Here is a 15266-nt window from a genome sequence, read left to right on the forward strand (position 1 = left end):
CAATTTTAAAAGAGAACAAAACAACGTTTCACATGAAACATTTTACAAGATAATACATACATAACTAATTGAATATGAATAGTAAAATACTACTTGACAACCTAAGATGTATTCCTGATTGGCCAGTCAAAGGTGTCAATTTTCGCGATGTTACTACCTTATTTAAATCATCAGAAGCATTGCAAGAGATAACAGATGAGATGTACGAATTGTACAAAGATAGGGGAATAACAAAGATTGTAGGAATCGAAAGCCGTGGTTTCGTAATGTCATCAGCATTGGCATTGCGTTTAGGAGCAGGCATAGTATTGTGCAGGAAGCCAGGAAAACTACCTTGCGAAACCGTTCAAGAAAGCTACGCGAAGGAATATGGCATTGACACTATCGAGATTCACAAAGACGCAATTAACGAAAACGATGTCATTCTCCTACACGATGACCTCCTCGCAACGGGAGGAACAATGCGCGCAGCATGCAGTTTGGTGAAAAAATTCAATCCGAAAAAAGTTTATTGCAATTTTATTATCGAACTTGAAAAGGAATTTCCAGAATGCAGAAGCACATTCGATGAGGATATAGAAATTAGTTCTTTGTTAAAATTCTAGCCGAATTAGAGCAAAAGAATTAGATTATCATTCTACCAAAGGGTAGCCTGAACTATATAAAGCCGAAAGACACATCAAAAAAGTCTTTCGGTTTTATGCGCAACAGCACAAGAGACACTACTCAAAAGTAAATAGCTTGCAACATAAAATGGAACAAAGTCGCATTCCGTTCCACGTGAAACAAAATATATAACAAACTCCTTTGTACAAAGGCTTTAGCAGTATGACAAAAGAAGAAAACGAAAAAAGATTAGCATATCTTAAAAATATAGTATTGAACTTGCCTGAAAAGCCAGGCACATATCAATATTACGACAAGGAGCATACTATCATTTATGTTGGCAAAGCTAAGAATTTAAAAAACAGAGTAGCGTCCTATTTCCACAAAGAGACTGATCGTTTTAAAACAAAAGTATTGGTTTCAAAGATTCATGACATCACATACACGGTCGTAAATAGCGAGGAGGATGCGTTATTGATAGAGAATCAGCTCATAAAACAATACCAACCACGCTACAATGTGCTGCTAAAAGACGGCAAAACCTATCCTTCCATTTGTGTAACAAACGAGTATTTCCCACGAATCTTTAACACTCGCAATATAAACAAACGCTATGGAACTTTTTTTGGTCCTTATTCGCACATCAGTAGTATGTATGCCATACTCGAAATACTAAAGAAAGTGTATAAGCCACGCACTTGTCGATACCCTATTACAGAGGAGGGAATAAAGCAAGGGAAGTATAAACCATGCTTGGAATACCATATTGGAAATTGCGGAGCACCGTGTATTGGAAAGCAATCTTACGAGGATTATCGCCAAAATATTGAGGAATCAAAGCAAATTTTAAAGGGTAATACGCGCGAAATGGAGCGAAAAATGAAGGCAAAAATGGAGGAATGTGCTGCAGAATTGCGCTTTGAAGAGGCTGAAAAGTATAAGCAACGCTACTTGGCATTGGCTAATTTTGCAGCAAAAAGCGAGATTGTTAGCTACACAATAGCCGACGTTGATGTATTCTCTATCATTAATGACGACAATCATAAGAATGCTTTTATCAACTATATCCATGTAACAAATGGTGCAATCAACCAAAGTTTTACCTTTGAATACAAGCGAAAATTAGAGGAAAGTGATGCAGAATTGCTCAATGAGGCTATCCTTGAGATTCGTGAACGCTTCAAAAGTACAGCAAAAGAGATAATTGTTCCGTTCGAGATGGACTTTAAAATAAAGGACGCAACCTTCTTTATTCCGCAGCGAGGCGATAAAAAACATCTATTAGAATTGTCGGAAATGAATGCTAAACAGCATAAATTTGACCGCTTAAAGCAAGCCGAAAAGCTCAATCCTGAGCAGAAACAAACCCGATTGATGAAGGAATTGCAAGACAGATTAAAGCTTCCAAAACTGCCATATCATATCGAATGCTTCGACAACTCCAATATATCGGGTACAGATGCCGTCGCTGGCTGTATCGTATATAAAGGTATGAAACCTTCAAAAAAGGATTATCGCAAGTATAATATAAAGACTGTTGAAGGTCCAGACGACTATGCTTCGATGCAAGAAGTAGTCAGACGACGATACAAACGCATGATTGAAGAAGGCACTTCCCTACCCGATTTAATTATTACAGACGGAGGTAAAGGGCAAATGGAGGTTGTTCGTGCGGTCGTAGAAGATGAGTTGCACATTACAATCCCTATTGCTGGTTTAGCAAAGGACAATCGACACCGCACAAATGAGTTACTTTACGGTTTTCCTCCTCAAACAATTGGTGTTCCGACCAACTCTGAGTTGTTTAAAATACTTACTCAAATTCAAGATGAAGTCCACCGTTTTGCCATATCATTTCATAGAGATAAACGTTCTAAAAGCCAGTTACACAGCGAATTAGATGCCATAAAAGGAATTGGAACGAAGACTAAAGAGCAACTTTTAACGCACTTTAAGACTGTAAAACGCATCAAAGAAGCTGATTTACAACAACTTACAAACATCATTGGAGGCTCTCGCGCATCATTACTATTTAATTATTTCCACCCTACTGACCCTAATTCCAAATAATTTAATTAAATTTGCGGTATGAGAATTGTAATACAACGCGTTAAGCACGCATCTGTTAGCATAGACAACAACGTTAAGTCAGCCATTCAGCAAGGTCTTTTAATTCTCTTAGGAGTTGGCGAAAACGATACAGAAGACGATGCTAATTGGTTGATAAAGAAGATTGTTGGTCTACGAATTTTTGACGATGAAGCCGGCGTAATGAACAAAAGCGTGATGGATATTAACGGTGAAGCCCTTGTAGTTTCGCAGTTTACGCTGATGGCAAGCTACAAAAAAGGCAATCGACCAAGCTATATTCACGCTGCCAAACACGAAATTTCAGTTCCGCTTTACCAGTATTTCTGCAAGGAATTAAGCGCTGCCATGGGCAAGAAAGTGGGAGAAGGCGAGTTTGGAGCAGACATGAAAGTAGAGCTTTTAAACGACGGTCCTGTTACCATCTGCATGGATACAAAGAACAAGGAATAGCCTTATGACACAAGAAATAACAATAAAAGAAGCCCAAAAGATGGTCGATGAGTGGATAAAGACCTATGGGGTACGCTATTTTAGCGAACTTACCAACATGGCATGTCTTACCGAAGAAGTGGGCGAGTTAGCTCGTGTGATGGCTCGAACCTATGGCGACCAAAGTTTTAAGCAAGGCGAAAAGCCTAACATAGGCGAGGAAATGGCTGATATTCTGTGGGTTTTAATGTGCTTAGCCAATCAAACAGGTGTCGATTTAACTGATGAATTACGCAAAAGTTTTGCTAAAAAGACAAGCCGAGACAAAGACCGACACAAGCAAAACGAGAAACTAAAATAAGATAAGATAGAACGATTTAAAACGATAAAAACAAATTATTATTAAATAAAAATAGATTATGGAAAAGAACGAAGGTAAAATTCAAAGCACAAGCAAGTATAACAATATGCTCAAAGAGTACGATTTAAACATTACAGACGAGCAAGTTAAGGAAGCGGTAAAGAAGATTATAGCAGAGAAAGTGCCTGAAAACGACACCTTAGAAGTAAAAAAATTCCTCTTAGGTAGCGTGGAACTTACCACACTTCGCACCGTTGATACTGAAGAAGATGTACTTGCAATGGTGGAAAAGGTAAACAAGTTTGCTCAGGAATACCCTACCCTCCCTCACGTAGCAGCTGTTTGTGCCTACCCATGTTTCACAAAACTCATCGCTGAAAGCCTTGAAGTGGACGGTGTAGACATCACAAACGTAACAGGTAACTTCCCTTCTTCACAAACATTCCTTGAAGTAAAGACTATCGAAACAAAGCTTGCTATCCAAGATGGTGCTACTCAAATTGACATCGTTCTCCCTGTTGGTAAATTCCTTTCAGGCGATTACGAAGATGTTTACGATACTGTCAGCGAGTTGAAACAAACTTGTGGCGAAATTCCTATGAAGGTTATCCTCGAAACAGGCGACCTTCCTAATGCTCGCAGCATTAAGGAAGCAGCCCTCCTTTCTATGTTTGCAGGTGCTGAATACGTTAAAACAAGTACTGGTAAGGAAAAGGTTAGCGCAACTCCAGAAGCCGTTTACATCATGTGTACTGCCATTAAAGAGTTCTACGACAAGACAGGCATTCAAGTAGGATTAAAGCCTGCTGGCGGCATCAATACCGTTATGGACGCTGTTATCTTCTATACCATTTACAAGGAAATCCTTGGCGAAAAATGGTTGGATAACTACTGGTTCCGTTTAGGTACAAGTCGCTTGACCAACCTCTTATTGAGCGAAATCGAAGGCAAGGAAATTAAGTTCTTCTAAGCTAAGATTTTAACAACAAAATCATTTTACAAAAGCCCGATTCTATTATTTTGAGTCGGGCTTTTTGTGGTTTTAAACGAGATAGATGGGGCTAATAAGGCTTTTAAAAGGCAGGGATTCACGAAGCTCTCTCCCCACTCTTGTGTAATATTAACCTTGTCGGACAGGTCAGACCAGTCTAATTCGTCCGCCTAACTCCATTCTTCAGAGCAAAAATTGTTCTAAATTCGTGTAGCAGGAATTATCAACTAAATTCAGTATAGGGCAATTGCCATTTCAAAACAATAGGTTTTGAAGTTCAAAAGAGCCTATTTTGAACAGCAAAATAGGCTCTTTTAATTTTGAATAGTATTAGTACAAAAAAATAAGCGTACATATTGTTCTATATTTCCTAACAATATGCACGCCTAAATGTATCTTCTTTCTGTCGATTAATTCTTCCTTTGAATCACAAAATCCAAATAAGCTTGTAGCGATTTAGCAATTTCCACGTCCTTCACATAAGTCGTTATAAACTTCATTGCATCGCTATGAAACTCCATCATCTTTTGTTCGGCATAATCAATACCACCACTCTGCTTTGTAAAAGCTACTAACTGAGCGATTTCTTCGGCACTCACGTTGCCTTCTTTCACCTTCATTGCTAAATCCATCATGGCGGTATTATTCGTCGATTTCAACGCATAAATAACGGGTAAAGTCAGCTTTCCTTCTGCCATATCATTGCCAGTAGGCTTACCAATCTCGGTAGAATCGTAATAATCGAAGATGTCATCGCGAATTTGGAAGATAATTCCAATGCGCTGACCAAACAATCGTGCTGCCTCTATCGCCTCTTCCGAAGCACGTCCAGCCTTTGCACCGATGACAGCACACGCCTCAAACAAGGCTGCAGTCTTCTGGTTAATCACCTGATAATAAACTTCTTCCGATATTTCTTGGTTCGAAATATTGGTCAATTGCAATATTTCACCATTTGAAAGCGTACGCCCTAACTCGGCAAGGTCGCGCACAATATCGTCCGACTGCGTGTATGCCACGTTCAACAAGGCAGTTGAAAGTATGTAATCGCCTACCAATACTGCCACTTTATTATTATAAGTAGCATTCATTGAAGCCTGCCCACGACGCTGAACGCTCTCGTCTACCACATCATCATGCACCAAACTTGCCGTATGCAACAATTCTAAACCTATGGCAGCATGTTGTGCCACAAACGTTACCTCACCGAAATTCTTTGCCATAAGCAACATTAAGAGAGGGCGCATACGCTTTCCACCACGGTTTCTAATATGCTCTAAAGCCTTAGCCAACAACCCATCATCATGCGTTAACGCCTTGTTAAACAAAGAGATGAAATCGTCTAATTCCTTAGAAATTGGAGATTTTATAATAGATAGATAATCCATGCTACATTTATTTTGTTACAAAAATACTGAATATTATCTACATATATGGCTTTTTTTTTGTAATTTTACCCTAAAAAGATATTTTACAATGGATAAATTGTTTCTCATCGATGCGTACGCACTCATTTATAGGTCGTATTATGCCTTCATAAGGAGTCCACGAATCAACTCAAAAGGACAAAATACTTCAGCTATTTTGGGCTTTTGTAACACACTCAACGAAGTAATTACGAAGGAGCAACCCACCCACATTGCGGTGGCTTTCGACCACGGATTAACCTTCCGACACGAAGCATTTCCCGACTATAAAGCGCAACGTGAAGAAACTCCAGAGGACATTAAACTCGCTGTACCTTATATAAAGCAGATACTCGAAGCCATGCGCATACCTATTTTGCAGACTGATGGATTCGAGGCTGACGACATTATCGGTACAGTGGCTTTGAAAGCGGGCAACGATGGCATCGAAACCTATATGCTCACGCCCGACAAAGATTACGGGCAACTCATTCGCAACAACATCTTTATGTATCGTCCACGCCATGGCGGAGGTTACGAAATCATAGGACCTAACGAAATTCAAGATAAGTATGGTGTGCCTGAAGCCGCTCAAGTAATTGACCTTTTAGCACTCATGGGCGATTCTGCCGACAACTTTCCCGGTTGTCCAGGGGTAGGCGAAAAGACAGCAGCTAAGTTTATCAACCAATTTGGCTCTGTCGAAAACTTGCTAAACCATACCGATGAACTCAAAGGCAAGATGCGTGAGAAAGTGGAAGGGGCAGTCGATGATATAAAAATGTCAAAGTTTCTCGCCACCATACGCACCGATGTGCCTTTCGATATGAAATGGGACGAACTCAAAGTTGAAGCCATTGATGAAGAGAAACTCACTGAAATTTTCCAAGAATTAGAGTTTAAAACACTTCTTAACAAGTTCCTTAAAAAAGGGAAAGAAAACCCAAAAACAGAAAATTTACAACTCAATTTATTTGAAGAAATACCGACCAAGCATGCAGTTGCGCCCGAAAAATCGCCAAATTTAAGCCTTTCAGATGTACCACACAAATACAAACTCATTGAAAATGAGGAAGAAGCAAAGAAAATTTGTGAATATTTCTTTACAAAGAAGGTTCTCAGTTTAGACACAGAAACAACTTCTGTCGATGCAATTGATGCAGAATTGGTAGGTTTAAGCTTTTCTGTCGAAGAAAAAGAGGCATTCTATGTCGCCATTTCTCCTAATTGTGAAGAAGCGTTAAGGATAGTAAATATCTTTAAACCACTATACGAAAGTGAGGAAATTCTCAAGGTTGGACAAAACATTAAGTACGATTACGAAGTGTTAAAGAAGTATGGTGTTACTTTGAAAGGAAAACTTTTCGACACTATGATAGCCCATTACCTCATTCAACCCGAACTCCATCACAATATGGACTACATGGCTGAGACCTTGCTAAACTATCAAACCGTGCATATAGAGGACATCATTGGTCCAAAAGGAAAGAAGCAAAAGAATATGCGCGACCTTGCTCCAGCCGAAGTTTCCGACTATGCTTGCGAAGATGCTGATATTACTTTGCGACTCAAAAACGTATTAGAGCCAAAACTAAAGGAGGTAAATGCTGAAGATTTATTCTGGAATATTGAGATGCCACTCGTGCGTGTTTTAGCTGATATGGAACTCCACGGCATTCGTTTAGATACGGAAGCATTGGAAGAGACATCACGCATTTTCACTGAACGCATGAATAAATACGAGGCAGAAATATACGAATTGGCAGGCGAAACCTTTAATATTTCAAGTCCAAAGCAGGTAGGTGAAATACTTTTTGGTAAGCTCCAAATCATGGAGAAGCCTAAAAAAACCAAAACAGGGCAATTCGTTACAAGCGAAGAAGTGTTGATAAGCCTACAAAGTAAGCACCCTATTGTTGAAAAAATCTTAGAATATCGTGGCATCAAAAAGCTCCTTAGCACCTATATTGATGCGCTACCAAAGCTCGTTAAACCACAAACGGGACACATACACACATCGTTTAATCAGGCACTTACGGCTACTGGACGACTCTCTTCAAGCGACCCTAACTTGCAAAACATACCTGTTCGCACTGATGACGGTAAAGAAATACGCAAGTGTTTCATACCAGAACCCGATTGTTTGTTCTTCTCTGCCGATTACAGTCAGATAGAATTGCGCATTATGGCTCATCTTTCTGAAGATGAAAACATGATGGAAGCCTTTCGTAAGGGGCATGATATTCACCGTGCTACGGCTGCCAAAATATGGCACGAGGATATGGAAAATGTTACCGATGCACAACGAAAGAAGGCTAAACAAGCCAATTTCGGTATTATTTATGGTATCACTACCTACGGATTAGCCCAACGCATGGACATTCCAAACGGCGAAGCCAAAGAACTAATCGCCGACTATTTCAAGACTTTTCCAAAGGTTCAAGCCTATATGGAGCAAGCCAAAGAAGAGGCAAGACGTAAGGGTTATGCCGAAACCATATTCCATCGCCGCCGCTACTTGAATGACATCAACAGCAGAAATGCAACTGTTCGTGGATTTGCAGAGCGCAATGCTATCAACGCACCAATACAAGGTTCGGAGGCAGATATTATAAAAGTGGCAATGGTAAACATTCATCAACGTTTCGAACGTGAGCAAATACGCTCTAAAATGATACTCCAAGTACACGACGAACTCAATTTTTCGGTTTATCCAGAAGAAAAAGAGCTTGTAGAACGCATTGTTTTAGAAGAAATGCAGAACGCCTACCAACTCCGAGTTCCCCTCACTGCCGATGCTGGCTGGGGCAAAAATTGGTTGGAAGCACACTAAAAAAGAAAGCCGATACACCTATACAATAGCCTCCCCCACCCCCTCCGTTGGGAGGGGAGCGCACATTTGCTGGCCCGTGGCAAGTGCTTTTCTCCCCTATTTTCTCGCATTTAGCAAATAATAATCCCTTGTAGGGGCGTGATTTATCACGTTCCTCTCAACAAAGAGTCAGCTTATTTTAGGGTGTTAGGAACGTGATAAATCACGCCCCTACAAGGTATCATTATTTACGATACAAAAGAAAATATAGCAAATTACCATACTCTCGAACAAGTAAGGTAGCACTCCCCTCCTATCGGAGGCGTTGAGGGAGGCTTTTTCTACAGAAATTTTGACCAATTTCTATCTTCTTGAAAATCAATATATTACATACTCGTTTCAAAAACCTATTGTTTCGCATTTCAAAACAATAGGTTTTGAAGCTCAAAAGAGCCTGTTTTGAACGCCAAAACAGGCTCTTTTATTTTTCGATAAAATAACGATTGTTCTAAATTCCATAAAATACTATACTGAAAATTGTAGTATTTCTTACTCCATTTCCTCATTAAAAGTGTAAAACAACATAAAGTTTTCCCTCATAAAAGTGTAATTATCATTAATAAAAACATTCTAATTCATTGATTATAAATGGAATATTATATATTCGTTTAAAAGCGAATATAAAAAAAATAACCCTGTTTAATCATTTACTATTATTACTTGCACATTCTTACACCTACGAAATGGAAAGAATATCTACATAAGCTATTAAAATTAGTGAAATATATTTGTATTCATTATATTTACAGTACTTTTGTAGTTTGAAATATATTGAAAAAAAATGAGTCTGACAAGCATCGTAAACAAGTTGTATTTTCAACCCCGTCGCCACGAATTAGAGCGATATACCCATGAAGGTGTGGCTATTCAACGCAAGGTATTGAAGTATTTAATAGAACGTGGAACGAACACGGAGTATGGCAGAAATCATCTTTTTTCCACTATTAAGTCGTATAAAAACTTTGCGCAGAATATTCCTGTAAACACTTACGAAGAGTTGAAAGCCGATATTGACCGTATGCGACATGGCGAAAGCAATGTTTTATGGCCGGGTCAGGTAAAATGGTATGCTAAGTCTTCGGGAACAACAAACGATAAAAGTAAGTTTATTCCTATCACTTCTGAAGGTTTACAACATGTTCATTATCAAGGTGGTAAGGATGTTGTGGCTTATTATTTAAGCAATAATCCGAATAGTAAGTTGTTCAGTGGAAAGAGTTTAATACTGGGTGGGAGCCATTCGCCCAACTATAATTTGCCCAATTCGTTAGTTGGCGATTTGAGTGCAATCCTCATTGAGAACATCAATCCGTTGGCTAATTTAAAGCGAGTGCCATCGAAACAGGTGGCATTATTGAGTGATTTCGAAATAAAACGCGACCGCATAGCACAAGAAACCCTTACGCAAAATGTTACCAACCTATCGGGAGTACCCTCATGGATGCTCTCTGTTTTGGTGCGTGTCATGGAGTTATCGGGCAAAAAACACTTGCAAGAGGTGTGGCCAAACTTAGAAGTTTTCTTCCATGGGGGCATTGCTTTTACGCCTTATCGTGAGCAATACGAGCAGCTTATCACCAAATCGGATATGCATTACATGGAAACTTACAACGCTTCGGAGGGCTTTTTCGGCATTCAAGACGACCCTTCCGATGCAAGTATGTCGCTAATGCTCGATTATGGGGTGTTCTATGAGTTCTTGCCAATGGACGAATTTGAAAGCGAAAACCCAAATATAGTGCCGTTAGAGGGGGTTGAAATAGGACGAAACTATGCGATGCTCATTACTACTTCGTGCGGTTTGTGGCGTTATCAGATAGGCGACACAGTGCGTTTCACCTCAATCAATCCGTATAAATTCGTCATTACGGGTCGAACCAAATACTTTATCAATGCGTTTGGCGAAGAACTCATCATGGACAACGCCGAACAGGGATTGGAAACAGCTTGTAAGGCTACGGGAGCTATGATTTCCGACTACACGGCAGCACCTATTTTCATGGACGCCAATGCTAAATGTCGCCACCAATGGCTCATAGAATTTACGAAAGCACCGTCCGACTTAAAGGAATTTACTACTATTTTAGACCGCAAACTACAAGAGATAAATTCAGATTACGAGGCGAAACGTTTCCACGATATTACCCTACAAGAATTGGAAATCGTCCCTGCTCGTGAAGGATTGTTCAACGATTGGCTAAAATCGAAAGGAAAATTGGGCGGACAACACAAGGTTCCACGCCTTTCAAACAGTCGTAAAAACATTGAAGAGATGTTGGAAATGAACACAAAGAAAATGCTTTGATTTTTGAAACCTATTGTTTTGAATTTTAAAACAATGGGTATCGAAAAAATAAAAAAGAAGGATAAGTTATGAACCAACAAACAATAATAAAAATAGCAAAGAAATGGAACAGCTTTTGTATCCTTTTCTTTCTCTTGCTCAACCTCATTTCTTGTGCAAGAATGGGGCAACCCGATGGCGGTTGGTACGATGAAACTCCCCCACGCATACTTGCTTCGTCGCCTTCCGATAGGTCAAGCAATGTAAACAGCAAGAAAATAACGTTGCTTTTCAATGAGTTCATCACCTTAGAAAATCCTACTGAAAAGGTCATTGTGTCGCCACCACAATTGGAAGCACCTGTTATAAAGGTAAGCGGAAAGCGCATCACAGTGGAATTGCAAGACACTTTGAAGGAAAACACCACCTATACGGTTGATTTTTCCGATGCCATTGCCGACAATAACGAGGGCAACCCGATGGGAAATTACACTTATTCGTTCTCTACGGGCAACCAAATTGACTCGTTCGAAGTGGCTGGCTATGTGCTTGAAGCCGAGAATTTAGAGCCAATTAAAGGGATTATGGTTGGACTTTATAAGAACCAAAACGATACCGCATTCCAGCATTTACCGATGCTGCGTGTCGCTCGCACCGACAGTCGTGGGCATTTTGCCATTAAAGGCGTAGCAAAAGGCGACTACCGAATCTATGCTTTACAAGACATGGACGGCAATTATCGTTTCAATCAGCAAAGCGAAAAGTTGGCTTTCACACCCGAAGTCATCATGCCTTCATCGAAACCCGACATTAAACAAGACACCATTTGGCGCGATTCACTACACATTACCGATATAAAACAAGTGCCTTACACACACTTTTTGCCCGATGACGTGGTGCTAACAGCCTTTACGGAACAACAAACAGGCAGATTTTTCTTAAAAGCAGAGCGCAAAGAAGCTGATAATTTCACGTTGTTTTATAGCTACGGAAATGCCGAATTACCACAAATTACAGGGCTGAATTTCAATACCAAAGACGCTTTCATAACCGAGCCGAGCCTCAACCAAGACACCATTACATATTGGTTAAAAGACACTGCATTGGTCAATCAAGACACACTGCGCATGGAAGTAAACCATTGGGTAACTGACTCGTTAGGAACACTCGTGAAAAAGGCTGACACATTGGAGGTTCTTTCTAAAAATCCATACGCCAAACGCTTGAAAAAACACGAGGAAGAAGTTGCAAAATGGAAGAAACAACAAGACAAAAACAAAGAGAAAAATCGCCCATATCAAACCGAATTTCCAAAGGAAGAGTTGCCTATCAGGTACAATGTGAACTCGCAAATAGCACCAGACGAGAATCCTACTTTCCAAATCGCTTCGCCTGTGGCTCTGTGCGACACTACTAAGATTCATCTTTACGAGAAAGTAGACACACTTTGGTATCGTGCTAAATATCAATTCGGTATTGCCCCAAGCCGAGCCCGATGTTACAAACTCATTGGAGAGTGGACACCAGGGCGAGAATACAGTCTTGAACTTGATTCAGCAGCCTTTGTAGACATTTACGGCAAGGCATCTAAAAAGTTCAAACAAGGCATTCGTGTCAGTTCATTAGACGAATTTTGCACGCTCACTGTGGCTTTACAAGGCATGGAAGGCAAGAATTGTTTGCTACAACTTATGAACGAAAGCGACAAACCTATCAAGGAAGTTGCAGCAAAGGACAATGAAGCCACGTTCTATTACGTCAAACCAAGCACTGTTTACTTGCGTTTGATAGTCGATGACAACGATAATGGACGTTGGGATACGGGCTTATACAACAAGCAACGACAACCCGAAGCAGTCTATTACTATCCAAAGGAAATAGAATGTAAGGCAAAACGCGACGTAAGAGTTACATGGAAACCGCGCGAAACACCGCTCTATTTGCAAAAACCGAGCAAGATTACTAAGCAAAAAGGAGAGGAGAAGCAAAAGATAAAGATGCGCAATTACGAACGTGCCAAGCAGTTGGGATTAGAATACAACCCACGAAATGGGTTAGAAGAGAATCTCAAAAATAAGAAAATTAAGAAACAGGAAAAGAAAAAGAAATAACAAATACTGAAAAAAGGTAATTATGAATTTTAAAAACGTAATTACCTTTTTTCATTTATACTGCTCTCAACGATTATCGGAGGCGTAATAGACTATCATCGTCCCTTTTTCACCATATTTCGAGTACCATAATAGAGTGGGAAATACACCAAAACAGCCGATATAACGCCTGCTAAGGCATCGACAAGATAGTGGGCTTGTATGTAAACCGTGGCACAACAAAGGAAGAAATAGAAGGGTGCTAAGGCTGCCAATAGCTTTCTGTTGCCCGTATGCCAAATTAAAAACATACAAATTGTACTGATGCCAACATGCGAACTTGGGAAAGCTGCCGTCGGACGCTCCCCTGCTGCCTTGGCATCTTCCACCAAATAATAGAAAATTCCGTCTGTATAGCCAGGACTTGGCAAACAATCTTGGTGGAAATTAAAGTAATCGTGAACATTAGGAAACACGCCAGCAGCGATTTTTTCCAATCCTACTGCCTTGTAATAGAACGTTGGTCCAGCCACAGGAACAAAGATAAACACGACATAATAAATAAAGAACGAAGCCAACATGATGAAGGCTACACGCTCAAATTCCTTGTAACGCCAGATAAAATAATAGAATACCGTTAGCGCAATCATGGGATAATAAGCCGCATAACCCATATCAAAAAGTTCGCTAAACACAGCATCGGGCAACTCTTTTGCAAATAATAAGGCTGGTTGGAAGCCGAAAAGGTTTTGCTCCCAAGTGGCAAAAACGTGGTCAAGATTAGGCAACAAGCGGTTAAACTCGTAGGTATCGGGATACCACCATGCCAATAATCCTAACTGTGCAGCTACTCTTGCGAAGCGAGTGAAGCGACATGGCACGATGCGATAGACCAACCAAAGGGCGAAAGTCATAGCAACGACACGCAAACGACCATAAATCATGGCTTCTGGCTGGTTCATTTTTGTGTACATGAAGAAGATTAAAACGAACGTAAAAGCCATGTAAACGCCCATTGCCCACTCTATTGCCATCAATCCCTTTAATGGTTTCTTCTCAAGTGTAAATAAATCAACTAAAAATTTTATCATCTTCGTTAAAGCCAATTGTTCTTTTTATACCAATCCATTGTTTCTTTAACACCTTTTTGTAGGTCATATTCAGGTTTATAGCCTAATTCGTCAATGATTGGTTGAATGTTGCAACGCCAATTGCGCTGCTTTAATATCTGATATTTATCATTATTAAGTGGCGAAAGTTTACCTGTCATGCGTCCAAAGAGGTCGCCAAAGAAGGTAATCACACGCAACAAAGCAATGGGAGCTTTTATTCTGACCCACCAAGGGTTGCCCAATTCTGCACGAATTAAGTTGCTAAAAGTAGAACTCTGATATACTTTGCCATCGGTTATAAAGTATCCTCGCCCAGTTTTTCCTCGTTCCAAAGCCAAGAAAACCGCTTGAATCAAGTCTTTTACATACACAAACGTAATGTCTTGACGCTGAAAACCTACTGCAAAGTCAGTATGCTGCTGGATTGATTTTGCCATTAAAAAGTAGTCTTTTTCCCTCGGTCCATATACTCCAGTAGGTCTTAGAATGACGTAAGGCAGTGTTTTACCATTGTGTTGGGTCGTTGCCAAAAGTTTTTCTGCCGCCAATTTACTCTCGCCGTATGCTGTATTAGGGCATTTTTCATCATTTTCTTCAATGTCTTTATAAGGCATTTGCTCCGAAATAGCCCCATAAACGCTCAGACTTGACACAAAAACAAAGCGTTCGAGTGGCATTTCTAACGATAAAAGTGCATTGATAAAATGGCGTGTTCCTTCGGTATTAACTCGAAAAAAGTCTGCTTTCTTCAAACATTTTGTAGCTCCTGCAGCATGAACAACATAGTCAAACTGATGCGGACGCAACGCTTCACGCAACTTTTCCTCATTTGAAAAGTCGAGTTCTATAAAGTTTATGCGCTCATCTTGCAGGTATTTTCTCGATGAAGAACCACGCACTGCTGCCCAAACTTCCATGTTTTGGCGCAGTGCTTCCTCTACAACGAACGAGCCAATAAAGCCCGAAGCCCCTGTTATAAGTATTCTTTTTTTCATTAAAATTGTATGAAAGATTTGCAAAGATA

11 protein-coding genes are annotated in these 15266 nt (G+C 40.0%); 8 read left to right on the plus strand and 3 right to left on the minus strand.

What is annotated here, in order from left to right:
- The first annotated feature begins 74 nt into the window (after positions 1-74).
- From DYI03_RS00585 to deoC, 5 genes are all read left to right on the plus strand, one after another.
- Positions 75-605, plus strand: coding sequence for an adenine phosphoribosyltransferase (locus tag DYI03_RS00585; protein WP_021669901.1), 531 nt, complete (start codon positions 75-77; stop codon positions 603-605).
- Between the two features lie 223 nt (positions 606-828).
- Positions 829-2676, plus strand: a complete 1848-nt coding sequence (uvrC, locus tag DYI03_RS00590) for an excinuclease ABC subunit UvrC (RefSeq protein WP_021669902.1) — start codon at positions 829-831, stop codon at positions 2674-2676.
- A gap of 18 nt (positions 2677-2694) precedes the next feature.
- Positions 2695-3147 carry a D-aminoacyl-tRNA deacylase gene (gene dtd, locus DYI03_RS00595; RefSeq protein WP_021669903.1) on the plus strand — a complete coding sequence of 151 codons (453 nt, stop codon included), beginning with the start codon at positions 2695-2697 and terminating at the stop codon, positions 3145-3147.
- A 4-nt stretch (positions 3148-3151) separates the two neighbouring features.
- Positions 3152-3487 (plus strand): nucleotide pyrophosphohydrolase, encoded by a 336-nt coding sequence (locus DYI03_RS00600; protein WP_004358418.1) that lies wholly within the window; start codon positions 3152-3154, stop codon positions 3485-3487.
- A 58-nt stretch (positions 3488-3545) separates the two neighbouring features.
- The gene (gene deoC / locus DYI03_RS00605; protein WP_004358425.1) at positions 3546-4457 is read left to right on the plus strand and encodes a deoxyribose-phosphate aldolase; all 912 of its coding nucleotides are present in this window, start codon (positions 3546-3548) and stop codon (positions 4455-4457) included.
- A gap of 431 nt (positions 4458-4888) precedes the next feature.
- Here the strand turns inward: deoC and DYI03_RS00610 are convergent, their stop codons facing one another.
- Positions 4889-5866, minus strand: coding sequence for a polyprenyl synthetase family protein (locus tag DYI03_RS00610; RefSeq protein WP_004358443.1), 978 nt, complete (start codon positions 5864-5866; stop codon positions 4889-4891).
- A gap of 88 nt (positions 5867-5954) precedes the next feature.
- Here DYI03_RS00610 and polA point away from each other — a divergent pair, with 88 nt between their 5' ends.
- From polA to DYI03_RS00625, 3 genes are all read left to right on the plus strand, one after another.
- Positions 5955-8717: a DNA polymerase I gene (gene polA, locus DYI03_RS00615; RefSeq protein ID WP_036870455.1), complete on the plus strand. Its 2763-nt coding sequence runs from the start codon at positions 5955-5957 to the stop codon at positions 8715-8717.
- Positions 8718-9537: 820 nt separating this feature from the next.
- The gene (locus DYI03_RS00620; protein WP_021669907.1) at positions 9538-11061 is read left to right on the plus strand and encodes a GH3 auxin-responsive promoter family protein; all 1524 of its coding nucleotides are present in this window, start codon (positions 9538-9540) and stop codon (positions 11059-11061) included.
- Between the two features lie 68 nt (positions 11062-11129).
- Complete coding sequence (locus tag DYI03_RS00625; protein ID WP_021669908.1) at positions 11130-13151, plus strand: Ig-like domain-containing protein; 2022 nt, start codon at positions 11130-11132, stop codon at positions 13149-13151.
- 95 nt (positions 13152-13246) lie between these two features.
- Here the strand turns inward: DYI03_RS00625 and DYI03_RS00630 are convergent, their stop codons facing one another.
- The gene (locus DYI03_RS00630; RefSeq protein WP_021669909.1) at positions 13247-14221 is read right to left on the minus strand and encodes a phosphatase PAP2 family protein; all 975 of its coding nucleotides are present in this window, start codon (positions 14219-14221) and stop codon (positions 13247-13249) included.
- 5 nt (positions 14222-14226) lie between these two features.
- The gene (locus tag DYI03_RS00635; protein ID WP_021669910.1) at positions 14227-15237 is read right to left on the minus strand and encodes an NAD-dependent epimerase/dehydratase family protein; all 1011 of its coding nucleotides are present in this window, start codon (positions 15235-15237) and stop codon (positions 14227-14229) included.
- Positions 15238-15266 lie beyond the last annotated feature (29 nt).

Origin of the sequence: Prevotella disiens (assembly GCF_900454955.1) — a bacterium.
In the GTDB taxonomy this organism is placed as follows: Bacteria; Bacteroidota; Bacteroidia; order Bacteroidales; family Bacteroidaceae; genus Prevotella; species Prevotella disiens.

Bases quoted from the DNA above. Each gene is read 5' to 3' on its own strand.
- DYI03_RS00600 (WP_004358418.1), top strand. From the start codon at position 3,152: ATGACACAAGAAATAACAATAAAAGAAGCCCAAAAGATGGTCGATGAG.
- uvrC (WP_021669902.1), top strand. From the start codon at position 829: ATGACAAAAGAAGAAAACGAAAAAAGATTAGCATATCTTAAAAATATA.
- DYI03_RS00620 (WP_021669907.1), top strand. From the start codon at position 9,538: ATGAGTCTGACAAGCATCGTAAACAAGTTGTATTTTCAACCCCGTCGC.
- DYI03_RS00635 (WP_021669910.1), bottom strand. From the start codon at position 15,237: ATGAAAAAAAGAATACTTATAACAGGGGCTTCGGGCTTTATTGGCTCG.
- dtd (WP_021669903.1), top strand. From the start codon at position 2,695: ATGAGAATTGTAATACAACGCGTTAAGCACGCATCTGTTAGCATAGAC.
- deoC (WP_004358425.1), top strand. From the start codon at position 3,546: ATGGAAAAGAACGAAGGTAAAATTCAAAGCACAAGCAAGTATAACAAT.
- polA (WP_036870455.1), top strand. From the start codon at position 5,955: ATGGATAAATTGTTTCTCATCGATGCGTACGCACTCATTTATAGGTCG.
- DYI03_RS00630 (WP_021669909.1), bottom strand. From the start codon at position 14,221: ATGATAAAATTTTTAGTTGATTTATTTACACTTGAGAAGAAACCATTA.
- DYI03_RS00585 (WP_021669901.1), top strand. From the start codon at position 75: ATGAATAGTAAAATACTACTTGACAACCTAAGATGTATTCCTGATTGG.
- DYI03_RS00610 (WP_004358443.1), bottom strand. From the start codon at position 5,866: ATGGATTATCTATCTATTATAAAATCTCCAATTTCTAAGGAATTAGAC.
- DYI03_RS00625 (WP_021669908.1), top strand. From the start codon at position 11,130: ATGAACCAACAAACAATAATAAAAATAGCAAAGAAATGGAACAGCTTT.